The sequence below is a fragment of the Actinospica acidithermotolerans genome, from assembly GCF_018139625.1.
GTDB classification, from domain to species: domain Bacteria; phylum Actinomycetota; class Actinomycetes; order Streptomycetales; family Catenulisporaceae; genus Actinospica; species Actinospica acidithermotolerans.
On the sequence record NZ_JAGSOH010000023.1, the window covers coordinates 21,117 to 45,479 of the forward strand.

The following is a 24,363-nucleotide window of genomic DNA, read 5'->3' on the forward strand; positions in this document are numbered from 1 at the left end:
CGAGAACGCCGGGGTCGGTGACCGGGCTGGGCCTAAGCATTTCGGATCCTCGGATCGAGAACGCCGTACAGCAGGTCGGCGATGAGGTTGAACAGGATGACGATGATCGCCGCCACGGTGAGCCACGCCAGGACCGCGTTGAAGTCCCCGGCGTTGATCGCGTTGACGAGCATGGTGCCCATGCCCTGCCAGCCGAAGACGCTCTCGGTGAGCACCGCGCCGCCGAGGATCGCCGCGGTGTCCAGGGCGACCTGCGTGGTCAGCGGGATGAGCGCGGTGCGCAGTCCGTGCCGGACCATGACCCTGCGGCGGCTGAGGCCCTTCGCGCGGGCCAGCCGCATGTAGTCGCTGCCGAGCACGTCGAGCATCGAGGCGCGCTGGAACCGGGACCAGGAGGCGTACGAGGACATCGCGAGGACGATCGTCGGCAGGACGAGGTGGCCGGCCGCGTCGCTGAACGCGGACCAGCCGGTCAGCCCCGGCGTGTTGGCGCCGTAGGTGGAGATCCAGTACCAGTTCAGGCTGTTGTTCATGTTCACGACCAGCTGCTTGAGCAGGATCGCGAACCAGAAGACCGGCAGCGAGAGGAACAGGAAGCCGATCAGCGTGATCGAGTAGTCGGTCTTCGAGTACTGCCGCGTCGCGCTGATCACGCCGGCGATGATCGCCAGGATGACGGCCAGGATCATCGCGAGGATGACCAGCCGCGCGGTCAGCGTCAGGCTGGTGCGCAGCAGCTGCCCGATGTCGGTGCCTGACTGCACCGACGGCCCCCAGTTGCCGTGGAAGAACAGCTGGCTGAACCAGTGCCAGTAGCGCTCCAGCAGCGAGTGGTTGATGTAGAGCGTGTTCGACATCGCATCGATCACGGCCTGGGAGGGGGGCGGATTCTTGGCCTTGAGCTGCGCGAGCGGGTCCGCTCCCCAGGTCACCAGGAGGAAGACCAGGAACGTGGAGAGGATGAAGACCGGGATCGACACCAGGAGGCGTCGTACGGCGAATGCGAGCATGGTGTGGCCTCGGGCCCTTGGGAGTGCGTGCGGCGGGAACGATTGCCGGGTGGAGGTCCTGCAGGGCGCGGGGCTTGCGACCGCGCACGCGCCCCGCAGGACGGCTGTCACCGCGTCAGGACATGCCCCACTGCCCGATGTTGTACGTCGGGCCCATCGAGGTCACGTTGTCGCGGACGTTCACCAGGTTCGGGTAGAAGGCGATGAGCGTCGGCTTCTGGTAGAGCGGCAGCGTGTACGCGTCCTTGCTGATCTGCGCGTCCGCCTGGTTGAGGTTCGTGATCTGGGTGGACTGGTTGCTCGTCTCGGTCGCGGCGGCCAGCCACGCGTCGACGTTCTTGTTCGAGTAGCCGCCGTAGTTGCCGCCGCCTCCGGTGGAGTACAGCGGCTGGTTCGCCGACGCCGGGAACGGGGTGTTGACCCAGGCGAAGTCGACGATGTCGTAGCTGTAGCCGCTGGACTGCGAGAGCGTCGCGCCCAGGTTGCTCGTCGGCGAGACCGCCACCGTGATGCCGAGGTTCGCCATCTCCGCCGCGAACAGCGTGCAGGTGTCCAGGCGGATCTGGTTGCCGACCGTGTACTTCATCTGGAAGGTCGGGATCTTGGTGCCGTCGGGGGCCTCGAGGCCGCCCTTGCCGGCGCCGACGTTCTTGAAGCCGGCCTTGGTCAGGATCGACTCGGCGGACGAGGCGTTGCCCTCGCCCAGCCCGTACTTGGTGACGTTGTCCTGGTAGCCGGTCTGACCGGGCACCAGCATGCGGCTGTTGAGCGGCACGGCCGAGGACTGGAACTGCTTGATGGTCTTGTTCAGGATCGCGTTGCGGTCCGTGGCCGTGAACATCGCGGTGCGTAGCGCGTTGCCCCAGGTGGCGTTGCCGAGCGCGGCGTTCTTCAGGTTGAAGTCGATGTGCTCGAAGCCGAGGCCCGCGTCGATCTGGTAGCGGATCGTGGAGCCCATGTTCTTCAGCTGCGTGACCAGGTTGGTCTGCGGCTGCGGATAGATGCCGTCGACCTCCTTGTTCTGCAGCGCCGTCGGCTCCTGCGAGGAGTCGGTGATGGCCCGGAAGGTGACCTTGTCCAGGTACGGCTTCTTGCCGTAGTACTTCGGGTTGGACGTGAGGATCACCGACGTGTGGTCGGAGGAGACGCTGGAGACCACGAACGGGCCGCCGGAGACCGGCAGCGGGTTCGTCTGGAACCAGTTGAACGAGGCCAGGTTGTCGCCGTGCTCCTTGGCGATGTGCGCCGGGTACATGGTGGTGAACAGCGACTTCCAGTCGGAGAACGGCGTCTTGTAGACCGTGGTGACGGTCTTTCCGTTGTCCGAGCCGGTCACGGACTCGATGTTCTGGTAGCCGGTGGTGGAGGCGGCCGCGATGTTGGCGTTCGAGCCGTTCTGCACCTCCCAGTTGTAGACGAAGTCGTCCGCGTTGATCTCGGTGCCGTCCGACCAGACCGCGTTCGGCTGGATCTTGTAGACGACCGTCTGCGGGCTGGTGCTCGTCTCGGTGGCGCTGACCAGCAGGTCCGAGTTCATGGTGACCGAGTACGAGGGATTGAAGATGAACGTCGACGGGGTCAGCGCGTTGATGATCTGGCCGTAGTCGAAGGTGTTGCCGTCCGCGGACAGCAGGTTCCAGTTGTCCATCGTCTTCTCGATGGTCCAGGTCAGCGAGCCGCCCTGCTTGGGAGTCCCGCTGTTGTACGTGTCTGCGGCCGAGGTGCCGGAGATGGACGTACTCGAGCTGCCGCTGCCGCCGCTGCTGCTTGACCCGCTGCACGCCGCCAGTACGGCGAGACCGGTGATCCCCGCCAGTGCTACGACGAGCCGGCGCCTGCGACGCGGCCGCCTTTCCTTCTGGGACATGCGCGCTCCTCCAGGACCCTAGGCATGCGTTCCACGGGTCATCTCACCCGACAACTAGTCACAAACTAGGACGTTATGTCGGGCGACGCGCGATAATGGGGCCGAATGAATGAAGGCCCTGTCCTCGCGGACAGGGCCTTCATTCATTCGGCGGAGAATTATGCCTCGCTGTCGACCCAGGACATCAGGCCGCGCAGCTTCTTGCCGACCACCTCGATCGGGTGGTTGGTGGTGGCGTCGTAGAGCTTCTTGTACTCGACCAGGCCGCCGTCGTACTCGGCGATCCACTCGCGGACGAACTGGCCGGACTGGATCTCGGAGAGGATCTTCTTCATCTCCGCCTTGGTCTCCGGCGTGATGATGCGCGGGCCCGACTTGTAGCCGCCCCACTCGGCGGTCTCGGAGACCGACCAGTTCATCTTGGTCAGGCCGCCCTCGTAGATCAGGTCCACGATCAGCTTGAGCTCGTGCAGGCACTCGAAGTAGGCGATCTCCGGCTCGTAGCCGGCCTCGGTCAGCGTCTCGAAGCCGGCCTTGATCAGCTCCTCGACGCCGCCGCAGAGCACGACCTGCTCGCCGAACAGGTCGGTCTCGACCTCGTCCTTGAACGTGGTCTTGATGACGCCGGCCCGGGTGCCGCCGATGCCCTTCGCGTAGGACAGCGCCAGGTCCTGCGCCTTGCCGGTGGCGTCCTGGGCGACCGCGATCAGGCAGGGAACGCCGAAGCCGTCGGCGAACTGGCGGCGCACCAGGTGGCCGGGGCCCTTCGGCGCGACCATGGCCACGTCGATGTTCGCCGGGGGCTTGATCAGCTCGAAGTGGATGTTCAGCGCGTGGCCGAAGAAGATCGCGTCGCCGTCCTTGAGGTTCGGGGCGATGGCCTCCTCGTAGACCGCGCGCTGGACCGGGTCCGGCACCAGCACCATGATGACGTCCGCCTCGGCGCACGCCTCGAAGGGGGTCACCACGCGCAGGCCCTGCTCCTCGGCCTTCGCGCGCGACTTCGAGTCCGCCTTGAGGCCCACGCGCACGTCCACGCCCGAGTCGCGCAGGCTCAGCGCGTGCGCGTGGCCCTGCGAGCCGTAGCCGAGGACGGCGACCTTACGCCCCTGGATGACCGAGAGGTCGGCGTCGTCGTCGTAGAACATCTCCACTGCCATGATTTTCCGTGTTCCTTCTCGTGTGTGTACGGGTCGACGCGCGCCCCGTAGGTACAGTGCTCAGGCGGCGCGCTCGACGGCGCGCAGCGAACGGTCGGTGATGGAGCGCGAGCCGCGGCCGACGGCCAGCAGGCCCGACTGCACCAGTTCCTTGATGCCGAAGGGCTCGAGCACCCGCAGCAGCGCCTCCAGCTTGGCGGTCTCGCCGGTCGCCTCGATCACGAGGCTGTCCACGGCGACGTCCACCACCCGGGCGCCGAAGGGCTCGAGCGTGGCCAGCACGTGCTGCCGCTCGGTCGCGTCCGCCCGCACCTTGACCAGGATCAGTTCGCGCCGGACGCAGGAGGCGGGTTCCAGCTCCACGATCTTCAGCACGTTGACCAGCTTGTTGAGCTGCTTGGTGACCTGCTCCAGGGGGTGGTCCTCGACGTTGACCACGAGGGTGATCCGGGAGATCTCCTTGTGCTCCGTCGGGCCGACGGCGAGGGACTCGATGTTGAAGCCGCGCCGGGAGAACAGCGCGGAGACCCGGGCGAGCACGCCGGGACGGTTCTCGACGAGCACGGACAGCGTGTGCGTCTGGCTCGGGGCCAAGGTGGACATCACTCAGTCACTCCCTCTCACCTGCAGAAGTCTTGATGGCATCAGTCGGGTCACTCGCTCTCGTCACTGTGAACCATCATTCGACCTCGTCGAAGTCGGGACGCTGGTCGCGCGCGGCCAGGATCTCGTCGTTGGACAGCCCGGCCGGGACCATCGGCCAGACCATCGCGTCCTGGTGCACCACGAAGTCGATGACCACGGGCGCGTCGTTGATGGCCATGGCCTTCTCGATCACCGAGTCGACCTGGTCCGGGCTCTCGCACCGCAGCCCGACACAACCATAGGCCTCGGCGAGCTTCACGAAGTCCGGGATACGCCGGGAGTGCAGGGTCGTGTTGGAGTAGCGCTGGTCGTAGAACAGCGTCTGCCACTGCCGGACCATGCCCAGGGCGCCGTTGTTGATGACCGCGATCTTGATCGGGATGTTGTTCAGCGCGCAGGTGGCCAGTTCCTGATTGGTCATCTGGAAGCAGCCGTCGCCGTCGATGCACCACACCGTCGTGTCGGGCTGCCCGGCCTTGGCGCCCATCGCGGCCGGCACGCCGTAGCCCATCGTCCCGGCGCCGCCGGAGTTCAGGAACGTGTTCGGCTTCTCGTAGGAGATGAACTGCGCGGCCCACATCTGGTGCTGGCCCACGCCGGTGGTGAAGATCGTGTCGGGACCGGACAGCTTGCCGATCCGCTCGATCACGTACTGCGGGGCCAGCTCGCCGGGGACGGTCTCGTAGCCCAGCGGGTAGCGGGTGCGCCAGTCCTCCAGCAGCTCCCACCAGGCGCTGTAGTCGCCCGTGCGGCCGGCCTGCTGCTCGGCGCGCACGGCGGCGGCCAGCTCGGTCAGCACCTCGCGGCAGTCGCCCACGATCGGCACGTCGGCGGCGCGGTTCTTGGAGATCTCGGCCGGGTCGATGTCGGCGTGCACGACCTTGGCGTCGGGCGCGAAGGAGGAGAGCTTGCCGGTGACGCGGTCGTCGAAGCGGGCGCCCAGGGCCACGATCAGGTCCGACTTCTGCAGGGCGGTGACCGCGGCCACCGAGCCGTGCATGCCGGGCATGCCCAGGTGCAGCCTGTGGCTGTCCGGGAACGCGCCGCGGGCCATCAGAGTGGTGACCACGGGGGCGCCGGTCAGCTCGGCCAGCGCCAGCAGCTCGTCGGTGGCGCGGGCCTTGAGCACGCCGCCGCCGACGTAGAGCACCGGCCGCTTGGACTGCGCGATCAGCCGGGCGGCCTCGCGGATCTGCTTGCCGTGCGGCTTGGAGACCGGCCGGTAGCCCGGCAGGTTCAGCTCGACCGGCCAGTGGAAGGGCGCGGTCGCCTGCAGGGCGTCCTTGGCGATGTCCACCAGCACCGGTCCCGGCCGGCCGGTGGCGGCGATGTGGAAGGCCTCGGCCACCGCGCGCGGGATGTCCTCGGCGCGGGTGATCAGGAAGTTGTGCTTGGTCACCGGCATCGTGATGCCGCAGATGTCTGCCTCCTGGAAGCCGTCCGTGCCGATCAGCCCGGAGGCGACCTGGCCGGTGATGGCGACCATCGGCACCGAGTCCATGTAGGCGTCGGCGATCGGGGTGACCAGGTTGGTCGCGCCCGGGCCCGAGGTGGCGATGCACACCCCGACCTTCCCGGTGACCTGCGCGTACCCGGTGGCGGCGTGCCCGGCGCCCTGCTCGTGGCGCACCAGGATGTGGCGCAGCTTCTTCGAGTCCAGCATCGGGTCGTAGGCCGGAAGGATGGCGCCGCCCGGGATGCCGAACACGGTGTCCACGCCGAGTTCCTCGAGGGCGCGGATGAGGGCCTGGGCTCCGGTCAGCATCGTCGCGCGGTGGCTGCTGCCCTGCTCCGTCATGGTGACTTCTCTCGGTTTCGGTCCGGGCGGGCCCCGGAAAAGCTGTCTTCGGCCAACAAAAAACCCCCGGGCCCTAAAAGGGCAACCGAGGGAAGCGCGCTGGCGTGTGGCCCTGGAGGGCTTCAGCCGGCGCGCTGGCCAAGTACGAGCTCGCGCTTGCGCGCGGAGGGGATCTGCATGGCTCGAACAGTACTCCCGGCAGGCCCCGTGCCGTCAAGTTTCCCCGCCGGGAGTCTCGGCATGCGGACGGGCGATTCTCACCCCGGGTACGGTCGGCACCTCGGGAAGGCCGATCCGCACCGGGGTCAGGGCGGCCCGCTCGCGCACCACGACCCGGCCCTTGCCCTCGGCTTTCGCCTCGTACATGGCCAGATCCGCCTGCCGGAGCAGCTGCGCGATGCTGGTCCCGGGCCGCCAGTGCGCGACGCCGACGGACGCGCCGACGACGAAGCGGCCCGAGGCGAGTTCATACGGTCGGGTGAGGGCCTCGTGCAGCCGCCCGGCGACCTCGCGCGCCGCGGTGCCCTCCCGGTCCTCCCGGACCAGCGCGGCGAACTCGTCGCCGCCGAAGCGGGCCACCACGTCGCCGGGCCGCACGGCCGCGCGCAGCCGGGCCGCCGCCTCCACGAGCAGCGCGTCGCCGGCCGCGTGCCCCTGCGCGTCGTTGACCTCCTTGAACCAGTCCAGGTCCAGGAAGATGACCGCGGGCGGCTGATCGGATTCGGCGCATCGGCCGACGGCCTGTTCGAGCCGCTCGGTGAACATCGCGCGGTTCGGCAGGCCGGTGAGCGCGTCGTGGTACGCGCTGTGCGCCAACTGGTTCCGCAGCGCCACGCGGTCGCTGATGTCCCGGATCGTGAACACGAGGCCGCCGTAGTGCCGGGTGATGGTCGCCTCGGCGTGGCGCCAGATCGATTGCGCGCTCTCCCCCGCGGCGGGCAGCGGCAGCGCGCGGGAGGCGCGCATCCGGCACTCGACGAGGGCGGCGGGCGAGACGCCGGCGAGGAATCCGTCGACGGTGTCGATGACGTGGCGTCGGTCCTCGGCGTGGATCAGGTCGTAGAGCGAACTGCCGATCAGCTGCTGCGGCTCGTAGCCGAGCACGCCGCGTACGGCGGGTGAGATGTAGCCGAGCCGCCCGGGGCGTTCCAGGGTCATGATGACCTCGCTGGCGCCCTGCACGAGCGAGCGGAAGTGGTTCTCGCGCAGCCGCAGCTGCTGGGTGAGCCGGTAGTTCTCGACGATGGTGACGGCCTGCCGGGCGGCGAGCGCGGCCAGCACGCCGCAGGCCGTGCACAGCGGGACCGGGTGGATGCGGTGCGAGCCGCGCAGCCCGTCGGCCAGGATCACCGCGAGGCAGGTGGATCCGGCGAGGTAGGGGAAGCCGAGGCCGATCACGCCGAGGACGCGCTTGGTTCCCGCGTCGAGGCGCACGACCCACTCGCGCTGCTCGTCCGGCCGGGCGCAAGCCTCGATCCATACCGATACCCACGGCGCGATGGCGAGCAGCAGGTAGCCGAAGAACCAGCCCGAGTCCATCAGCTCGCCGGACGTGTAGTGCTCGCGGATGCCGGGCATCGTCCAGAGCCCGTCGAAGACCACGATGACGGTGTATCCGGCCACCAGTATCGCCATCGACGCGCCGTCCCGGCCGCGGCCGCGGGTGCGCAGCGAGAGCACGAGGCTGACGAGCATGATGTCGAAGACCGGATAGCCGAGCTCGAAGGCCACCTTGACCGGCGAGTGCCCGTCGCTGAAGGCGTCCCTGGACAACGCGATCCCCCACCCCGCGCTGAACAGCGCGCCGCCGATCAGCAGCCCGTCCAGGCACAGCCGGGTCCAGGCCAGCGCGCCGCCGAGGCCGCGCTGGTGGGCGAGCGTGCCGGCTATGGCGAACGGCGCGAAGCACAGGAAGGCCCAGTCCGCCACGGAGGGGAACGGCGGCGAGGTGCGCAGCACCAGCTCGTACCAGCCCCACACCGCGTTGCCGAAGCCGGCGACCAGCGCGGAGCCGGCGAACAGCAGCCAGGAGGCGCGCCAGCGGCCGTGCAGTTGCAGGGCCCTGCGAAGGCTGGAGGCGGCGGCCAGCACGGCGGCGGCCGCCAGGCCGAAGTCGCCCATCAGGTCGGAGACCGTGCGGCTGGCGTGCGCCCCGCCCCCGGCGCCCCAGTGCACGACGGCGCCCAGCACGAAGACCCCGGTGGCGAGGATCACCGCGGCGACGGCGAGCACCGCGCGGCGGCGGATCTGGTTGACTGGCACGGCCGTCACTCTACGCGATAGGCCGGACGCCTCCGGTGAGGATTCGGCAGCGTAGCCCGGAAATGGCAAAGGCGGACGGGGCCTTGTGAGTGACTGCGGCGAAGTATGGAGCGCAGCGTCGGCGCCGTTCGCGCGACGCCGATCACCGGGAGATCCAATCGTTGTCTAAACCACGTGACGGAAGGGGCCTTAGGGGGTGTAGACATAGCTGGCCCTCCTGAGTCACGGGGGCCTACAGCACACATAACGAGGGAGGGGAGACCGTGTCCGAGCAAGAACCGGACCCGGACGACGGGGGCGCGCAATCCTTCGCCGGCGCCGGGATCGAGGGCGATCCGGCGGTCTCGGCGGCGATGCCGCAGGAGTACTCTGAGATACCGACAAGCGTCGGAAACAAGCCCGCGCGACGGGCCGGATGGGCCGTCGCGCTCGGGGTCGGATACGTCGTTCTGGCGGCCGGCACCGCCTTCGGCGTCATCGCCGACAAGTCCCCCGCGGCAGTGGACGTCACCGCCGTCAACGCGTCGGCGTACGCGGCCACGGCATCGCCCACCGCTTCGGCCTCCGCGGCCGCGGGCGCGCACGCGAGCAAGAGCGCGAGCGCGAGCGCGAGTACCGCGCCGTCGCCCAGTGCCGCGGCGACCACCGCCGCCGCCACGCCGAAGTCCACCGTCACCGGCTCGGTCAGCGACGGAATCCACAGCGGGGACCTGCGCTACTTCCTGCTCACCCCGCCGCAGGGCGCGAGCTCGGTGCAGGGCGATCCGGACGGCACGACGCAGACGATCGACGACGTGATCTCCACGTACACCGACCAGTCCCAGGTCAAGAGCTCGCTGCAGCAGATGGGATTCAAGACCGCCTGCGAGCGGACGTACCAGGACACGACGATGAGCGCGAACGTCGACATCGAACTGCTGCAGTTCGACGGATCGGGCGGCGCCTCGCAGTGGCTGAGCGACTTCAGCTTCTCCGGCAACGGCTACCAGAGCATCTCCGTCTCCGGCGAGTCCGGCGCGGTCGGCTGGAGCTACGCGAAGGCGGGCTACTACGAGCTCGTCGGCGCGTACCGCGAAGGCGACACGTTCTTCCAGGTCACGATCTACGGCCAGTCGGTGATTCCGGCCCAGGATCTCGGCCAGGTCATCAGCGCCGAGCACGCGCGCCTGGCTCACGGCTAAGCGGGAGGGGAAAACACTTGCGTACCACCACTCTGCTGGGCGCGGCCGTCGCCGTCGGCGTGATCGGCGGTGTCGGAACCGGCTACGCCGTCCAGGCCGCCCGGCCGGCCACGCCGCCGCCGCCGCTCGCCCAGACCCAGCCGGCCTACCTGCCGACCGCCGTGTATCAGGGCGCTGCCCCGGCGATGCTGCCGTCGTCCCAGGACGACGCGGCGCTGACCGACGGCAGCCTGGTCAAGCTGCTGCTGCCGACGCCGGCCGGCGCGACCACGGACGCGAACCTGTGGGACCACGAGTCGATCGACATCGAGCAGAACGCCGACCTGTGCGACAGCGCGGTGAACTGCTTCAGCAACGCCCTGAGCAACGGCGTCGTCGCCATCGCCGACACCAACTGGGAGCGGAACGGCTACCACTACGAGATCCGCATCACCCGCTACGCCGCGGGCGAATCGAAAAATGCGCGCAACGCCGCCCTCGGCTACTCGAACGCCGACGGCTCCTTCTCGCTGCCTGCCGGCATCGAAGGGTCCGGGGGCGAGTACTACGACAAGTACGACGAGAACGACAGATACGCCAGCGCCGTGCACGGCGACCTCCTGCTGGACTTCTGGGTGTCCTCGCCGAGCACGGTCCCGTCCACGTCGCTGATCGACGACGTGATCACGCAGCAGATGGGGAGGCTGTGATGCCGAAGAACGCGGCCAAGCCGATCCTCGCCGTCGTCGGCGCACTCGCGTCCGTCGCGATAGGCGCCGGAGCCGGCGCCTACGTGGTGCACAACCGCGAATCCGACCGGGCACAGCAGATCTCGGCGATCCAGGCGGCCGACGCCGCGCAGCTCGCCAAGCTGCGTGCCCCCGTTACCGCCGGCGCCCGCTCCGACGGCTCGCACTACGGCTCGCTGTTCGCGTACCTGCTGCCGATGCCCGGCGACTGGAGCCCGGGCCCGGACGTCGGCCTCGTCGGCAACAACGACTACGTCAGCGGCAGCCAGATCGACACCGAGCTGCAGAACTCGCTGCTCGACGTGCCGAAGTCGGACCTCAGCAGCACCCAGAGCACGCTCACCAACCTGCACCTGCAGGGCATCGCCGTGCGCTCCATGGCGAACGGGAACGACACGCTGCAGATCGATTTCCAGCTGCTGCAGCTGGACCCGAAGCTGGCGAGCTCGGACCAGAAGGCGCTGCGCCTGCTGGTGAACGGCTTCGGCTGGCGGCAGGGTCCGTCAGTGCCCGGATACCCGTCGGCCAGCTGCGCCCTGCCGCCCGGCCTCGGCAGCGACACCCTCGACGCCATGCTCTGCATCGCCGCCTACGGCGACATCGAGGTCGTGGTCCAGGCCGAGGGCACGGTGCCGCTGGATCAGAACACGACGGTGCAGATGCTCACCCAGCAGCTGAACCGGCTGAAGTCGACCCAGACGCTCACGGCGTCCTCGGCGGACCAGGGGGATCAGAATGAGTGAGCGGGAGACGGACGTGGAATCCGAGGCCGCGATCGAGGTCGTGGATGAGGTGGCCGAGACCACTGCGGTCGCCGAGGTCCCTGAGACCGAGGCTGAGGTCCCTCAGGTCGACGACGTCGCCGAGACCGAGCCGGGGTTTGCGCCGCTGGAGGCCGCCGCGGAGCCGGAAGCGGCCGCGCCTGCCGTGATGCCGACGTTCGAGCAGTTGGCCGCCGAGATCGACGGGCAGTTCGCCGGGGTGGCGGCCGGGCTCGGTGACGGCGGCGTAGCCGTGCCGGGGAAGGCGAAGCGTCGGTTCCCGTGGCGGTGGGCGGCGGCCGTGGTGACGGCGCTGGCCGTGGGGACCGGGTGCGCGTTCGCGGTGATGGCGCCGAAGCGGACCGATCTTCCGGGGCTCCAGACCGCGCCGGACGGGCGGTACGACTTCGCGACGCTGACGCTGCCCACACTCGCCCCCGGTCAGGTCGATCCGACCAGTACCGCGAACAGCGGCAGCCAGCACCTGTCCGACATCAGGAAGCTGCTTCTCTCGCCTCCCGCGGGCGCCACGCGCGACTATTCGCTGCCGGGCACGGCCGGGTGGGTCTCGCGAGCCGACACGGTCACGCTGTTCGGCGGCGGCGACGCGGCCAAGCAGCTGGAGGCCGACGGCTGGCGGCACACGGCCGGGATCGCGTGGAAGACCCCTGACGGCGCCGAGACGAAGATCTGGCTCGTCCAGTTCATCGACAACACCGCGGAGTCGGATGCGACCACGGCGCTGACGAACTTCGACGGCGGCACGGCGATGAGCGCGGACGGCAACGACATCAAGAGCTTCGAGGTCAACTCGACCGCGGAGGTCACCTACTCGCGCGTCGTCAAGGGCGGCACGGCTACGTGGTACGGCCAGCTCGCGCTGGGCGACATCGCGTTCGAGATCGTGTTCACGGCCCCGACCTCGGTCGGACTCGCTCCGTTCCAGCAGGAGGCCAGCCTGCAGACGGAACTGCTGGAGTAGCCCGGAGGCGAAAGGCGCGGGAAACGCGGGTGGCCTTCATGACCGCGCCGACGATGACGCCCGCGGCCTTGTGGTTGCCGCCGCGGATCTTCTCGGCCACGGCCGGGTTCGCGGCGATCGCCTCGTCGATGGCGGTCAGCAGCGCGCCGTCGTCCGAGACGACCTTCAGGCCGCGCTTGGCGACCACGGCGTCCGGGTCGCCCTCGCCCGCGAGCACGCCCTCGATGACCTGGCGGGCCAGCTTGTCGCTGAGCTCGCCGGCGGAGACCAGCTCGACGATGCGCGCGACGTGGGCCGGGGTGATCGGGAGCTCGGCCAGTTCCACGGCGCGCTCGTTGGCGGTGCGCGCCAGCTCGCCGAGCCACCACTTGCGCGCCGAGGCCGGGTCGGAGCCCGCCGCAACCGTGGCCTCGATGACGTCGAGCGCGCCGGCGTTGACCACCGACTGCATGTCGAAGTCCGAGATGGCCCAGTCCTGCGCTAGCCGCTTGCGCCGGGCGCCGGGCAGCTCGGGCAGCGTGGCCCGCAGCTGCTCGACCCACTCGCGCGACGGGGCGACCGGAACCAGGTCGGGCTCGGGGAAGTAGCGGTAGTCCTCCGCCTCCTCCTTCACCCGGCCCGAGGTCGTGGTGCCCTTGTCCTCGTGGAAGTGCCGGGTCTCCTGCACGATCGTGCCGCCGGAGGCGAGCACCGCGGCGTGCCGCTGGATCTCGAAGCGCGCGGCGCGCTCCACCGAGCGCAGCGAGTTGACGTTCTTCGTCTCGGAGCGCGTGCCGAACTTCTCCGCGCCGGCCGGCTTGAGCGAGAGGTTCACGTCGCAGCGCATCTGGCCGCGCTCCATCCGCGCCTCGGAGACGCCGAGCGCGACGATCAGCTCCCGCAGCTCCGCGACGTACGCGCGGGCCACCGCCGGGGCCAGGTGCCCGGGGACGCCGACGATCGGCTTGGTGACGATCTCGATCAGCGGGATGCCGGCCCGGTTGTAGTCGACCAGCGAGTAGTCGGCGCCGTGGATCCGGCCGGTCGCGCCGCCCACGTGGGTGGACTTGCCGGTGTCCTCCTCCATGTGCGCCCGCTCGATGCCGATCCGGAAGCTGCGGCCCTCCACCTCGACGTCCAGGTAGCCGTCGTACGCGATCGGCTCGTCGTACTGCGAGGTCTGGAAGTTCTTCGGCATGTCCGGGTAGAAGTAGTTCTTCCGCGCGAACCGGCACCACTCGGCGATCGAGCAGTTGAGCGCGAGGCCGATCCGGATCGCCGACTCCACCGCGACCGCGTTGACCACCGGCAGCGCCCCGGGCAGCCCCAGGCAGGTCGGGCACACCTGCGTGTTGGGCTCGGCGCCGAACTCGGTCGGGCACGAGCAGAACATCTTCGTGCTCGTGCCCAGCTCGACATGCACCTCGAGGCCCATGACCGGGTCGAAGCGCGCCAGCGCCTCGTCGAGGTCCATGAGCTCGTCGGTGGTCGCGGTGCTCATAGGAAGTTCAGCTCCTTCAACGCTTCTGCTACGACTTCGACCCGGAGGTCAGGGCCTTGGGCTCGACGAGCTCCCCGTCGGCGACGTCGGACTCGGCGGACTGCTCGCGCACGGTGCGCAGGGCGACGACGGCGGTCACCGCGACGACGGCGCCGGTGAGCACACCGTGCAGCAGCGCGAGCTTGTCGCCCTTGCTGCGGGCGTCCTTGATCGCGCGCAGGGCGGCGAGCGCCGCGGCGACCTGGCCGCCGGCGAAGACCAGCCGGCCGATCCTGCCCTTGGGAACCTTCACGGGGGGACGTTCCTTCTTTGCCATCTCGGGCTCACTCCATCCGTCTCGTGCGCGCGGTCGCGACGCCCGGCTAGAGCGCCGGGGCCAGGTCCAGGATCGGACGACCCCACTGTTCCAGCAACGCGGCCTCGAGCGCCGCGCCCACGCGGTAGAGCCGGTCGTCGGCCATCGCGGGGGCGAGGATCTGCAGGCCGACGGGCAGGCCGTCCTCCGGGGCGAGGCCGCAGGGCAGCGACATGCCCGCGTTGCCGGCCAGGTTGGTCGGGATGGTGCACAGGTCCGCGAGGTACATCGCCATCGGGTCGTCCGCGCGCTCGCCGATCTTGAACGCGGTGGTCGGCGTGGTCGGCGAGACGAGCACGTCCACCTGAGTGAACGCGGCCTCGAAGTCGCGGATGATCAAGGTCCGCACCTTCTGCGCCTGGCCGTAGTACGCGTCGTAGTAGCCGGAGCTGAGCGCGTACGTGCCGAGCATGATGCGGCGCTTGACCTCGGCGCCGAAGCCGGCCTCGCGGGTGAGCGCGGTGACCTCCTCGGCGCTGTGGGCGCCGTCGTCCCCGACGCGCAGGCCGTAGCGCATGGCGTCGAACCTGGCCAGGTTCGAGGAGCACTCGCTCGGCGCGATCAGGTAGTAGGCCGGCAGCGCGAAGTCGAAGGACGGGCAGTCGATCTCGACGATCTCGGCGCCGAGGGCGCGCAGCAGTTCCACGCTCTCCTGGAAGCGCTGCACCACGCCCGCCTGGTAGCCCTCGCCGGCGAACTGCTTGACGACGCCGACGCGCAGGCCCTTGATGCCCTGGGTCGCGCCCAGCTTCGCGGCCTCGACGACGGCCGGGACCGGCGCGTCGATCGAGGTGGAGTCGAGCATGTCGTAGCCGGCGATGGCCTCGTGCAGCAGCGCCGCGTCCAGCACGGTGCGCGCGCAGGGCCCGCCCTGGTCGAGCGAGGAGGAGAAGGCGACCATGCCGTAGCGCGATACGCCGCCGTACGTCGGCTTCACGCCGACGGTCCCGGTGACCGCGCCGGGCTGGCGGATCGAGCCGCCGGTGTCGGTGCCGATGGCGAGCGGGGCCTGGAAGCTGGCCAGCGCCGCGGCCGAGCCGCCGCCGGAGCCGCCCGGGATCCGGTCCAGGTCCCAGGGGTTGCGGGTCGGGCCGTAGGCCGAGTTCTCGGTGGAGGAGCCCATCGCGAACTCGTCCATGTTCGACTTGCCCAGGATGACCACGTCGGCCTCGCGCAGCCGGCGGGTGACGGTCGCGTCGTAGGGCGGGAGCCAGCCCTCGAGGATCTTCGAGCCGCAGGTGGTCGGGATGCCGCGGGTGGTGAACAGGTCCTTGAGCGCGAGCGGGACGCCGGCCAGCGGGCCGAGCTTCTCCCCCGCGGCGCGCTTGGCGTCCACGGCGCGGGCGGCGGCGAGCGCGCCCTCGGCGTCCACGTGCAGGAACGCGTTGATCCGGTCGTCGACCTTGGCGATCCGGTCCAGGTGCGCCTCGGCGACCTCGACGGCGGAGACCTCCCCGTTCGCGATCGCGGCGGCGGTCTCGGCGGCGGTCCGCTTCGTCAGATCCGTCATCGTGATCAGTCCTCCCCGAGGATGCGCGGAACCCGGAAGCGGTCGTCCTCGGCGGCCGGGGCCTGGGCGAGCACCTCGGCGCGGTCCAGGATCGGCGTGCCCGCGGGGCGCACCACGTCCTGGCGGAAGACGTTCGTCATCGGCAGCGCGTGCGAGGTCGGCGGCACATCCTCGGTCGGCAGCTCGCTGACGCGGGCGACGGCGCCGACGATCGCGTCGAGCTGCTCGGCGAAGTGGTCGAGTTCGGCCTCGCTCAGCTCCAGCCGGGACAGCCGGGCGAGGTGGGCCACCTCCTCGCGGGTGATCGCGGACATCGGTCCTGCCTTCTCTGCTCTAGCGGGCCTGCCGACCCAGCGCGCACTCGGACCGCTCCATCCTATCGGCGGCGGGCGGCACCCCGTTCCCCGATTTCCACGGCGTCGACCGGCGCCCCCGGGGCGCGCGCCGCTCAGGGGCGGGTCGTGCGCACCGGGGGACGCGGGCGCGGCGCGGCGAGCGCGGCGGCGCGTCCGGGCGGCGCCGACAGGGGCGCCGCTCAGGGGCGGGTCGTGCGCACCGGGGGACGCGGGCGCGGCGCGGCGAGCGCGGCGGCGCGCCCGGGCGGCGCCGACAGGGCCCTGCGGTTGAGCCAGGCGGTCGCCTCGTGCGCGGGCAGCGCCTTGGCGAGCAGCCAGCCCTGCGCCACGTCGCAGCCGAGCTCGGCGAGCCGCTGCCAGGTGATCTCGTCCTCGACGCCCTCGGCCACGACCTTCAGGCCGAGCGAGTGCGCCAGGTCGACCGTGGAGCGCACGATCGCCGCGTCCTCGGCGTCGTGCGCCAGGCGGGCCACGAAGGACTTGTCGATCTTGATCTCGCGCACCGGCACGCTGCGCAGCAGCACCAGCGAGGAGTAGCCGGTGCCGAAGTCGTCCAGCGAGAGGTTCACGCCGAGGGCGTCGAGCCGTTCGAGCGTGGCCTTGGCGCGCTGCGGGTCCTGCAGCAGCACGCGCTCGGTGATCTCGAGCTGGAGCGCCTCGGCCGGGACGCCGTGCTTCTCCAGGCCCTCCTGGATCGAGGCGACGAAGTTGGGGGCGTGGATGTCGCGCATCGAGACGTTCACCGCGATCGGCACGGACAGGCCCGAGCGCCACCAGACCGCCGCCTGGGCCAGCGCCCGCTCGACGACGTACGAGGTCAGCGTGGACATCAGGCCGGTCTGCTCGGCGAGCTGGACGAACTCCTCCGGGTTCACCGGGCCGCGGGTCGCGTGGTTCCAGCGCACCAGCCCCTCGAAGCCGACCACCTGGCCCGCCGCGAAGGAGACCTTCGGCTGGTAGTGCAGCTGGATCTCGCCGCCGGCCAGCGCGCGGCGCAGGTCGCCGAGCAGCGCGAGCCGGTCCGGGGTGTTCTGGTCGCGCTCGGCCTCGTAGCCGGAGATGCCCGCCCGCGAGCGCTTGGCCTGGTACATCGCGACGTCCGCGCGCTGCAGCAGCTCCTCGAAGTCCTCGGCGTCGCGCGGGTACTCGGCGACGCCGATCGAGCACTCCAGATCCAGCGTGTACTGCTCGAGCTGGAACGGGATCGTGAAGCACTCCGCGATCCGGTGCGCCGCGGCGAACGCGTCCTGGCCGCTGCGCACCCGGGGCAGCAGCACGACGAACTCGTCGCCGCTCCACCGGGCCAGCGTGCCCTGGCTGCCGACGCAGGCGGAGAGCCGGCTCGCGACCACCCGCAGCAGCTGATCGCCCGTCAGGTGGCCGAGGGTGTCGTTGACGTCCTTGAAGCGGTCGAGGTCCAGCAGCAGGACCGCGGCGTTTCCGCGGGTGCGCGCGGCCTCCTCGAGCGCCCGGTCCCCCTCGGCGCGCAGCTGCCTGCTGTTCGGCAGGCCGGTGAGCAGGTCGTGCTTGGACTCCCACTCGCGCTCCCAGCGCTCGGTGCTGCTGCCGTGCACGACGTAGATCGCGGGCAGCAGGCACAGCAGCAGCCAGGCGCGGTAGACCGTCGCGCCGACGACCAGCGGCCCGAGGCAGACCATCGCGGCCGAGGCGCGCGTCTGGCGCCAGCCGTCGCGGTGCAGCTGAAGTCCGAAGGGCACGCCGCGCACGGCGGTGACGCAGAGCCAGACGAGCACGTGGTTGACGACGACCACGACGGAGGCCGCGAGCATCAGCGAGGCCACCCGGGCCGGCCCGAGCACGTTCGAGAGACGGGCGATGGCCGTGCCCCCGTCCGCCAGGGTGTAGAAGAGCAGACCGCCCACGGCGTACGAGACCGACTGCTGCGCCACGTTGAACGACAGCCTGGACCAGCCGTGCCGTCGGCCGACCTCGGAGAACACCATCGCGAGCGCCTGCGCGAACACGGCGTCCTGCCAGCAGTCCACGGCGAAGATCGCGGCGCCGAAGGCGAGGCCCAGGCTGGCGCCGTCGGTTCCGCGCCGGGAGAGCACCGGGCGCGCCTCGCCGAGCACGACCAGCGCCACCAGCAGCCACATCACCGCGGGCGGCACGTGCATCCTGGAGTGCTGGACGGTGACGTGGTCGAGCTTGGTGACGGCGGCGCCGAGAAGGGCGAAGAATCCGGCGCTGATGACTGCGGCGAGGTAGGCGCGAGCACGGAGCGTCGGATCGGACCAGAACGCTCGCCAACGAGCCATCTGAGCCACCACTTCTTCCCGCGTTGATCGTGAGCCGGTCCGGTTCGGTACCCCTGACAGCCGATGCGCCCGACGGCACCGGCGGTGCGCCGTGAAGGCGCCGCGAGCGCGTGAGGCTCCAGGGTATTCGCAAAGCGCGATATCGCGGGGAAGTTTGGCCGGATCGTGACGATCCCTCAGATGATCTTAGTCTTTTATGAGTCCGCGTCAGCAGATTCTTCGAACTCCGCCGGCTGAACCGATTCCCCGGCCAGCAGCGCGCGGAATCCGTCCTCGTCAAGCACCGGAACGCCGAGCTGCTCGGCCTTGTCCGCCTTGCTGCCGGGATTCTCCCCGACGATCACGTAAGAGGTCTTCTTCGATACGGATCCGGCGACCTTCGCGCCGGCCGCCTGAGCCGCCTCCTTGGCGCCGTCCCTGGTGAATCCGGAAAGCGTTCCGGTGATCACCACGGTGAGCCCGGTGAGCGGCTGCGGCGCGTTCTCGTCCTGCACCGGCACGCTCGGGCGCACCCCGGCGGCGAGCCAGCGCTCGACGATCTCCCGGTGCCAGTCGACGCCGAACCACTCGACGACCGCGTTGGCGATCGTCGGCCCGACGCCCTCGACCGCGGCCAGCTCCTCGGCCGACGCGTCCCGGATCGCCTCCAGGGAGCGGAACACGCGCGCCAGCTCGCGGGCCGCGCTCGGGCCGACGTGCCGGATGGAGAGCGCGACCAGGAAGCGCCACAGCTCCTTGGTCTTGGCCACCTCGATCTGCTCGAGCAGCTGCAGGGTGGTCTTGGTCGGCACCGAGCCTTCCAGCGCGTTGGACGCCTTGCTCCGGGTCCCCTTCGTGTAGAAGTACGGCACCAGCTCGCGTGCGCCCTCGACCGCCTCCTTGCCCCTGGCCTGCTGGTACATCTGAGGCGACGCCAGCTGCTCCAGCGTCAGGTCGAAGATGTCGCCGTCGATGCGCACCGGCGCCTCGCCGCCGTCCGGCTGGGTCAGCGCGACCGCCGCCTCGTAGCCCAGCGCCTCGATGTCCAGGGCGCTGCGGCCGGCGAGGTAGGCGATGCGCTCCTTGAGCTGGCCCGGGCAGCTGCGCGCGTTCGGGCAGCGCAGGTCGATGTCGCCCTCCTTCTGCGGGGCGATCGGCGTGCCGCAGGCCGGGCATTCGGCGGGCATCACGAATTCGCGCTCCTCGCCGGTGCGCAGCTCCACGACCGGGCCGACGACCTCGGGGATCACGTCGCCCGCCTTGCGCAGCACGATCGTGTCGCCGATCAGCACGCCCTTGCGCTTGACCACGTCCTGGTTGTGCAGCGTGGCCTGCGCGACCACCGAGCCGGCGACCAGGACCGGCTCCATCACCGCGTACGGCGTCACCCGGCCGGTGCGCCCGACCTGCACCCGGATGTCCAGGAGCTTGGTGGTGACCTCCTCCGGCGGGTACTTGTAGGCGATCGCCCAGCGCGGGTCCTTCGACGTCGCGCCGAGGCGGCCCTGCAGCGCGAAATCGTCGACCTTCACCACGACGCCGTCGATCTCGTGCTCGACGTCGTGCCGGTGCTTGCCGTAGTAGGCGATGTAGTCGAGCACGGCGTCGAGCGAGTCGACGACCTTGACCCGGTCCGAGGTGGGCAGGCCCCAGGCCTTCAGCAGCTCGTACGCGTGCGACTGCGAGGTCACGGCGAAGCCGCGGCGGGCACCGATCCCGTGCACCACCATCCGCAGCGGGCGCTGCGCGGTCACCCGGGGATCCTTCTGCCGCAGCGAGCCGGCCGCCGTGTTGCGCGGATTCGCGTAGGAGCGGCCCTCGTGCTCCATCGACCAGGCGTTGAACTCCTCGAACTGGGCCGAGGGGAAGTAGATCTCGCCGCGCACCTCGACCAGCTCGGGCACCGGGCAGTCCGCGGAGCCCTTGAGCGTGCCCGGGATGCCCTTGATCGTGCGCACGTTCCCGGTCACGTCCTCGCCGGTGCGCCCGTCGCCGCGGGTCACTCCGCGGATCAGCCGGCCGTGCTCGTAGACCAGCGCGATGGCCAGGCCGTCCACCTTGAGCTCGCACAGGTACGCCGGGGCCTGCCCGACCTCCTTGGCCACGCGCTCGTTCCACGCCGCCATGTCCTCGGCGTTGAAGGCGTTGGCCAGCGAGAGCATCCGCTCCAGGTGCTCGACGGAGGCGAAGTCGGTGGACAGCTCCGCGCCGACCTTCTGCGTGGGCGAGTCCGGAGTGCGCAGCTCCGGGTGCTCCTCCTCGATCGCCTGCAGCTCGCGCATCAGCGTGTCGTACTCGCCGTCGGCCATCGTCGGCCGGTCGAGCACGTGGTAGCGGAAGCGCGCCTCGTCGATCGTGCCGGCCAGCTCGGCATGGCGGTGCGCCGCCCTGGCGGCGGATTCGTCGACGGCGGCGACGGCGGGATCGCTGGTCGTGAGCGTGCTGCGCGGTTCTGCCATGGACAACAAGCTACCGCCTGCCTCCGACAAAACCAGCGACGCCGCCGCGGGCGGAAGGGCGCCGCCGGGCCGGCCTAGATGACCTCGTCCAGGTCCAGATCGAGCAGGTAGCGGCTCTCGTCGAATATCTCCAGCAGCACGACGACGAGGATCTCGCGCACCACCGTGTACTCGAGCATCAGGCCGGGCGCGACGTAGGCCTTGCGGTAGTTCTCGTTCGCGCCGATGGACGCCGTGGCCGTCTTGTGGAAGGGGTCCTTCGCCAGCACCTTCATGGCGTGATCGAGCATGGCCTGGCGCTCGGCGGGCAGCTCGTCGCGCGTCTGCATCGCCTCGACCGTGTAGGTCACCTTGTTCACGTCGGGCCGGGTGGTCATCATCCGACTCCCCGTTCCGCTTCGTGGCTGGACATGCCGCGATTCTACCTTTCGGTAGCTTCGCGGCGATAGGCGCTCGGCCTAGACATACTGCGTGACGTCCGCGACGGTGAACCCCTGGGACTGGATGTGGCTGTAGAGGTGCGTCATCATCTTCACCATCGTCTCGCCCTTGAGCTGAGCCGGCCCGCGGAAGTGGCACAGGATGATGTCGCCGGTCTGCAGGTGGCGGTCGGAGGTCTGATACTCCATGTCCTGGATCTCCATGGCCTCCTTCCACAGCATCATGCCCTTCAGCCCGGCGGCGCGGCAGGCCTCGCGGGTGACGGAGTCGTAGTTGCCGCCCGGCGGCCGGAAGATGTACGGCGTCACGCCGTACTCCTTGTGCAGCTTCGTCTGCTGCCCGGCGATCTCGTCCAGCTGCTCCTGGTAGCCGAGGCTCGGCATGGACAGCGGGTGGTTGACGGTGTGGTTCTGGTAGGAGACGTAGCCGGTCTCGTAGAGCTTCTCGAAGTAGGCGTAGTCGTCCTTGATCAGCGTGTCGGCGAGCGAGCACGTGATCGGGATCTGGAAGTCCTTGACCATCTGGATGAACGCCGGGTCCTTGTCGATCCCGTCGTCGATGGTCACGAAGCAGATCTTCTCCGCGGTGGGCACCTTGGAGAAGACCGTCGGGTTCTGCGGATCCAGCGTGATCGCCTTGGCCGCGGGGGCCGCGGGCGCGGCGGCGAAGGGCTTGAGGCCGTACCGCTGCATCAGCAGATCGGCGTCCACGCCGCCGCCGGCGCTGCCGCTGCCGCTGCTCGACGACGCGCTCGCGCCGGCGACCGCGTTCACCGCGCCGGCGCCCGCGCTCCCGCTCGCCGCGACGTTCCCCGCCGCCGGGGAACCGCCGCTCGATCCGCCGCACGCCGAGCTGAAGGACCCCAGGGTCGCCAGACCGGCCGCGCCGCCCAGAATCCGGCCGAAGCCGCGGCGGGTCCACCGGGCCGGTTGATTGTCGGTCATGCCTGAAGAGATGCTGAACCCGGTGGTTCGGTTGCCGGATTCCTCAGCTGTCATTCAGACGGTCTAATCGACGTCCGCGAGGGCCCGGGCGGCGTCCAGGCACAGCCGCTGCGCGCGCCCGGCCCACTGCGGGCTCGCGCCGGCCAGGCCGCAGGCCGGGGTCACGGTGACGGCCTCGGCGAGCTGGCGCGCCGAGAGCCCGACGCGGCGCAGTGCGAGGACCGAGTCGACCACGTCCTGGTACCTGAGCGGTACCTTCGCGGCCGGGTCGAGCGACGGAACGACCCCCGCGTAGAGCCCCACCCCCGCCTCGACCAGCTCGGCGACCGTCTCGTCCTGGCGGGTCGTCAGCAGCGACCAATCCAGCGCGACGGCCGCCGCCCCCGCGCCGCGGAACGTCGCGAAGGGCACGTCCGGCGCGCAGCAGTGGAAGACGACCGGCACCCGCTCCGGCGCGCTCTCGCCGATCGTCTCGACGAGCCGGCGCAGCGTGTCCCGCACGACCGGCTCCTCGACCGCGCGCAGCTTGCCGAAGCCGCTGGCCGTCGGGACGCTCCCGCGCAGCACGCCGGGCAGCGCCGGCTCGTCCAGCTGGAGCACGAGTCTCGCGCCGGGCACGCGGCGGCGCAGCTCGGCCAGGTGCTCGGCGACGCCCTCGGACAGCGACTCGGCGAGCTCGCGGCAGGCGCCCGGGTCGGCGAGGAGCTTGTCGCCGTGCTTGAGCTCCACGGTCGCGGCGAGCGTCCACGGGCCGACCGCCTGGACCTTGAGCGGCCCCTCGTACCCCTGCGTGTGCTCCTCGAGCTGGTCCAGGTCGCGGCGCAGGTGGCTCAGGGCGCGCGCGTGATCGCGGCCCGGCCGGTCGGCGACCCGCCAGCCCGAGGGGGCGACCTCCGCGACCAGGTCGACCAGCAGCGCGAGCCCGCGCCCGGCCAGGTCCGCGCCGACCCCGCGCGCGGGCAGCTCCGGCAGGTACGGCACGCCCGGAGCGCCGCCGAGCCCGTCGAACACCAGCCGAATCGCGGCGGGCATGTCACTTCCCGGCAACGATCCGATCCCGGAGGCGGACGGCCCGCCACCCCCCGCGCGAAGATCCTGAGTCATGGCTGCAGAATATGGCCCTAACCCGCAAAGGCGAATCTCGCGCGAAAACCGCGGCGGATCCTCCCGGGTTATGCAAAACTCTGGCATTCGACGGCCAGAATGCCGAGAGCGGGACCAGTGAGAGGGGAGATCCGCGTGCAGACCATGTTCTTCACCGCCACCGCCGGGGAGCTGGCCCGTCTCGCCGGCGCGTGGGGCTGCGGGATGGACGCGCGGGAGGCCGGCGTGCGGCTGGCGTACGTCGACGCGGCCGACCTGGACCCGGTGCAGCTGCTGGAGCTCGACACCCTGGCGACCGGCCACGACCCGGTGACGGTCCGCGAGGCGCTGCTGACCCCGGCCCGGGAGATCGGCGGCGGCGCGGTGGCGCCCGGCGCGCTGGCTCAGGGCACTGAGGAGCAGGTCGTGCTGACCGTGCGCACGGCGCTCTACCGGCAGCTCGGCCGCAGCGCGGACGTCCGGCTGCGCGAGCTCGCCGAGCGCTGGGAGGCGCGTTCCTGGGGCGTGGACTGGGACGCCGAGCGCTACTTGGGTCTGCTGCGCGGGCTGGCTATGCTCTCCGAGCTGGCCACCCGCGAGTGCCGGGGCGTATACGTGCGCTTCGACGTCTGATCTGTCCGCAATAGGGGGATGCACGCATGACCGAGGTGCCTCAGGGCTCTTACGACATACCGCCGACCGGCCCGCAGCCGCAGGCCGGTCCGTACGCGCCGTACGGCTACCCGTACCCGCCGGTGCAGCCGGGCACGAACACGCTGGCGATCCTCGCCCTGGTGTTCGCGTTCATCTTCGCGCCGGCCGCGATCGTGCTCGGCGCGGTGGCCCGCAAGCAGATCAAGCGCACCGGCGAGCAGGGCATGGGCCTGGCCACGGCCGGCCTGGTGCTCGGCATCGTGTTCACCGCGATCTCGGTGCTCTGGATCATCGCCGTGGTGGTCTTCTTCGCCTCCGCGGTGCACCAGATCAACAACGACCCGTACTCGACCGGCGCCGCGCTGCTCGGCGCCCGCGCGTACTTCGGGATCTGAGCCGGTCCGGGGTCTGACCCCGCCGCGGGATCCG

Annotated in this window: 21 protein-coding genes; 6 read left to right on the top strand and 15 right to left on the bottom strand. The window is 70.4% G+C overall.

The annotated features are described in order from the left end of the window. Positions 1 to 32 precede the first annotated feature (32 nt). The 6 genes from KDK95_RS10875 to KDK95_RS35725 form a co-directional block, all read right to left on the bottom strand. Positions 33 to 1,010, bottom strand: a complete 978-nt coding sequence (locus tag KDK95_RS10875; RefSeq protein ID WP_212517954.1) for an ABC transporter permease — start codon at positions 1,008 to 1,010, stop codon at positions 33 to 35. Positions 1,011 to 1,125: 115 nt separating this feature from the next. Further along, positions 1,126 to 2,877 carry an ABC transporter family substrate-binding protein gene (locus KDK95_RS10880; RefSeq protein ID WP_212517955.1) on the bottom strand — a complete coding sequence of 584 codons (1,752 nt, stop codon included), beginning with the start codon at positions 2,875 to 2,877 and terminating at the stop codon, positions 1,126 to 1,128. A gap of 158 nt (positions 2,878 to 3,035) precedes the next feature. After that, positions 3,036 to 4,037: a ketol-acid reductoisomerase gene (gene ilvC, locus KDK95_RS10885; protein WP_212517956.1), complete on the bottom strand. Its 1,002-nt coding sequence runs from the start codon at positions 4,035 to 4,037 to the stop codon at positions 3,036 to 3,038. A gap of 60 nt (positions 4,038 to 4,097) precedes the next feature. Further along, on the bottom strand, positions 4,098 to 4,640 hold the full coding sequence (ilvN, locus tag KDK95_RS10890; RefSeq protein ID WP_212517957.1) for an acetolactate synthase small subunit: 543 nt from the start codon (positions 4,638 to 4,640) through the stop codon (positions 4,098 to 4,100). Between the two features lie 76 nt (positions 4,641 to 4,716). Next, positions 4,717 to 6,480, bottom strand: a complete 1,764-nt coding sequence (locus KDK95_RS10895) for an acetolactate synthase large subunit (RefSeq protein ID WP_212517958.1) — start codon at positions 6,478 to 6,480, stop codon at positions 4,717 to 4,719. A gap of 213 nt (positions 6,481 to 6,693) precedes the next feature. Further along, the gene (locus KDK95_RS35725) at positions 6,694 to 8,742 is read right to left on the bottom strand and encodes a diguanylate cyclase domain-containing protein (RefSeq protein ID WP_212517959.1); all 2,049 of its coding nucleotides are present in this window, start codon (positions 8,740 to 8,742) and stop codon (positions 6,694 to 6,696) included. A 263-nt stretch (positions 8,743 to 9,005) separates the two neighbouring features. Between KDK95_RS35725 and KDK95_RS10905 the strand changes: the two genes are divergently transcribed. From KDK95_RS10905 to KDK95_RS10920, 4 genes are read left to right on the top strand one after another with little or no spacing between them, the layout of a single operon-like run. Continuing rightward, complete coding sequence (locus KDK95_RS10905; RefSeq protein WP_212517960.1) at positions 9,006 to 9,923, top strand: hypothetical protein; 918 nt, start codon at positions 9,006 to 9,008, stop codon at positions 9,921 to 9,923. 17 nt (positions 9,924 to 9,940) lie between these two features. Further along, positions 9,941 to 10,612, top strand: a complete 672-nt coding sequence (locus KDK95_RS10910) for a hypothetical protein (protein ID WP_212517961.1) — start codon at positions 9,941 to 9,943, stop codon at positions 10,610 to 10,612. After that, entirely contained in the window at positions 10,612 to 11,394 is a 783-nt protein-coding gene (locus tag KDK95_RS10915; RefSeq protein ID WP_212517962.1) for a hypothetical protein, read from the top strand. Before KDK95_RS10910 ends, KDK95_RS10915 begins: the two co-directional genes overlap by 1 nt. Then, the gene (locus tag KDK95_RS10920; RefSeq protein ID WP_212517963.1) at positions 11,387 to 12,394 is read left to right on the top strand and encodes a hypothetical protein; all 1,008 of its coding nucleotides are present in this window, start codon (positions 11,387 to 11,389) and stop codon (positions 12,392 to 12,394) included. Before KDK95_RS10915 ends, KDK95_RS10920 begins: the two co-directional genes overlap by 8 nt. Here the strand turns inward: KDK95_RS10920 and gatB are convergent. The 9 genes from gatB to KDK95_RS10965 form a co-directional block, all read right to left on the bottom strand. Continuing rightward, positions 12,321 to 13,874 carry an Asp-tRNA(Asn)/Glu-tRNA(Gln) amidotransferase subunit GatB gene (gene gatB, locus KDK95_RS10925; protein ID WP_212517964.1) on the bottom strand — a complete coding sequence of 518 codons (1,554 nt, stop codon included), beginning with the start codon at positions 13,872 to 13,874 and terminating at the stop codon, positions 12,321 to 12,323. The genes KDK95_RS10920 and gatB overlap by 74 nt on opposite strands. A gap of 28 nt (positions 13,875 to 13,902) precedes the next feature. Then, positions 13,903 to 14,166 (bottom strand): hypothetical protein, encoded by a 264-nt coding sequence (locus KDK95_RS10930; RefSeq protein WP_212517965.1) that lies wholly within the window; start codon positions 14,164 to 14,166, stop codon positions 13,903 to 13,905. A 70-nt stretch (positions 14,167 to 14,236) separates the two neighbouring features. Continuing rightward, entirely contained in the window at positions 14,237 to 15,739 is a 1,503-nt protein-coding gene (gene gatA, locus KDK95_RS10935) for an Asp-tRNA(Asn)/Glu-tRNA(Gln) amidotransferase subunit GatA (RefSeq protein WP_212517966.1), read from the bottom strand. Positions 15,740 to 15,744: 5 nt separating this feature from the next. Then, positions 15,745 to 16,053, bottom strand: a complete 309-nt coding sequence (gene gatC / locus KDK95_RS10940; RefSeq protein ID WP_212517967.1) for an Asp-tRNA(Asn)/Glu-tRNA(Gln) amidotransferase subunit GatC — start codon at positions 16,051 to 16,053, stop codon at positions 15,745 to 15,747. Positions 16,054 to 16,274: 221 nt separating this feature from the next. Next, on the bottom strand, positions 16,275 to 18,374 hold the full coding sequence (locus KDK95_RS36820) for a putative bifunctional diguanylate cyclase/phosphodiesterase (RefSeq protein ID WP_212517968.1): 2,100 nt from the start codon (positions 18,372 to 18,374) through the stop codon (positions 16,275 to 16,277). A 194-nt stretch (positions 18,375 to 18,568) separates the two neighbouring features. Beyond that, positions 18,569 to 20,812, bottom strand: coding sequence for an NAD-dependent DNA ligase LigA (gene ligA, locus KDK95_RS10950; RefSeq protein ID WP_212517969.1), 2,244 nt, complete (start codon positions 20,810 to 20,812; stop codon positions 18,569 to 18,571). A gap of 74 nt (positions 20,813 to 20,886) precedes the next feature. Further along, positions 20,887 to 21,192 carry a hypothetical protein gene (locus KDK95_RS10955; RefSeq protein WP_212517970.1) on the bottom strand — a complete coding sequence of 102 codons (306 nt, stop codon included), beginning with the start codon at positions 21,190 to 21,192 and terminating at the stop codon, positions 20,887 to 20,889. 78 nt (positions 21,193 to 21,270) lie between these two features. Continuing rightward, entirely contained in the window at positions 21,271 to 22,197 is a 927-nt protein-coding gene (locus tag KDK95_RS10960) for a polysaccharide deacetylase family protein (RefSeq protein WP_212517971.1), read from the bottom strand. A gap of 63 nt (positions 22,198 to 22,260) precedes the next feature. After that, entirely contained in the window at positions 22,261 to 23,229 is a 969-nt protein-coding gene (locus KDK95_RS10965; RefSeq protein WP_249160890.1) for a uroporphyrinogen decarboxylase/cobalamine-independent methonine synthase family protein, read from the bottom strand. A gap of 207 nt (positions 23,230 to 23,436) precedes the next feature. Here KDK95_RS10965 and KDK95_RS10970 point away from each other — a divergent pair, with 207 nt between their 5' ends. Beyond that, a complete protein-coding gene (locus tag KDK95_RS10970; RefSeq protein WP_212517973.1) occupies positions 23,437 to 23,913 on the top strand; it encodes a hypothetical protein in 477 nt (158 codons plus the stop codon). 26 nt (positions 23,914 to 23,939) lie between these two features. Beyond that, positions 23,940 to 24,329 carry a DUF4190 domain-containing protein gene (locus tag KDK95_RS10975; protein WP_212517974.1) on the top strand — a complete coding sequence of 130 codons (390 nt, stop codon included), beginning with the start codon at positions 23,940 to 23,942 and terminating at the stop codon, positions 24,327 to 24,329. The last annotated feature ends 34 nt before the right edge of the window (positions 24,330 to 24,363 follow it).

Excerpts from the sequence above, each read along its gene's own strand:
- gatB (WP_212517964.1), bottom strand. The coding sequence starts at position 13,874 with ATGAGCACCGCGACCACCGACGAGCTCATGGACCTCGACGAGGCGCTG.
- KDK95_RS10915 (WP_212517962.1), top strand. The coding sequence starts at position 10,612 with ATGCCGAAGAACGCGGCCAAGCCGATCCTCGCCGTCGTCGGCGCACTC.
- KDK95_RS10975 (WP_212517974.1), top strand. The coding sequence starts at position 23,940 with ATGACCGAGGTGCCTCAGGGCTCTTACGACATACCGCCGACCGGCCCG.
- KDK95_RS10920 (WP_212517963.1), top strand. The coding sequence starts at position 11,387 with ATGAGTGAGCGGGAGACGGACGTGGAATCCGAGGCCGCGATCGAGGTC.
- gatC (WP_212517967.1), bottom strand. The coding sequence starts at position 16,053 with ATGTCCGCGATCACCCGCGAGGAGGTGGCCCACCTCGCCCGGCTGTCC.
- KDK95_RS10895 (WP_212517958.1), bottom strand. The coding sequence starts at position 6,480 with ATGACGGAGCAGGGCAGCAGCCACCGCGCGACGATGCTGACCGGAGCC.
- gatA (WP_212517966.1), bottom strand. The coding sequence starts at position 15,739 with ATGACGGATCTGACGAAGCGGACCGCCGCCGAGACCGCCGCCGCGATC.
- KDK95_RS10965 (WP_249160890.1), bottom strand. The coding sequence starts at position 23,229 with ATGCCCGCCGCGATTCGGCTGGTGTTCGACGGGCTCGGCGGCGCTCCG.
- ilvN (WP_212517957.1), bottom strand. The coding sequence starts at position 4,640 with ATGTCCACCTTGGCCCCGAGCCAGACGCACACGCTGTCCGTGCTCGTC.
- KDK95_RS10960 (WP_212517971.1), bottom strand. The coding sequence starts at position 22,197 with ATGACCGACAATCAACCGGCCCGGTGGACCCGCCGCGGCTTCGGCCGG.
- ligA (WP_212517969.1), bottom strand. The coding sequence starts at position 20,812 with ATGGCAGAACCGCGCAGCACGCTCACGACCAGCGATCCCGCCGTCGCC.
- KDK95_RS10880 (WP_212517955.1), bottom strand. The coding sequence starts at position 2,877 with ATGTCCCAGAAGGAAAGGCGGCCGCGTCGCAGGCGCCGGCTCGTCGTA.
- ilvC (WP_212517956.1), bottom strand. The coding sequence starts at position 4,037 with ATGGCAGTGGAGATGTTCTACGACGACGACGCCGACCTCTCGGTCATC.
- KDK95_RS10875 (WP_212517954.1), bottom strand. The coding sequence starts at position 1,010 with ATGCTCGCATTCGCCGTACGACGCCTCCTGGTGTCGATCCCGGTCTTC.
- KDK95_RS36820 (WP_212517968.1), bottom strand. The coding sequence starts at position 18,374 with ATGGCTCGTTGGCGAGCGTTCTGGTCCGATCCGACGCTCCGTGCTCGC.
- KDK95_RS10955 (WP_212517970.1), bottom strand. The coding sequence starts at position 21,192 with ATGATGACCACCCGGCCCGACGTGAACAAGGTGACCTACACGGTCGAG.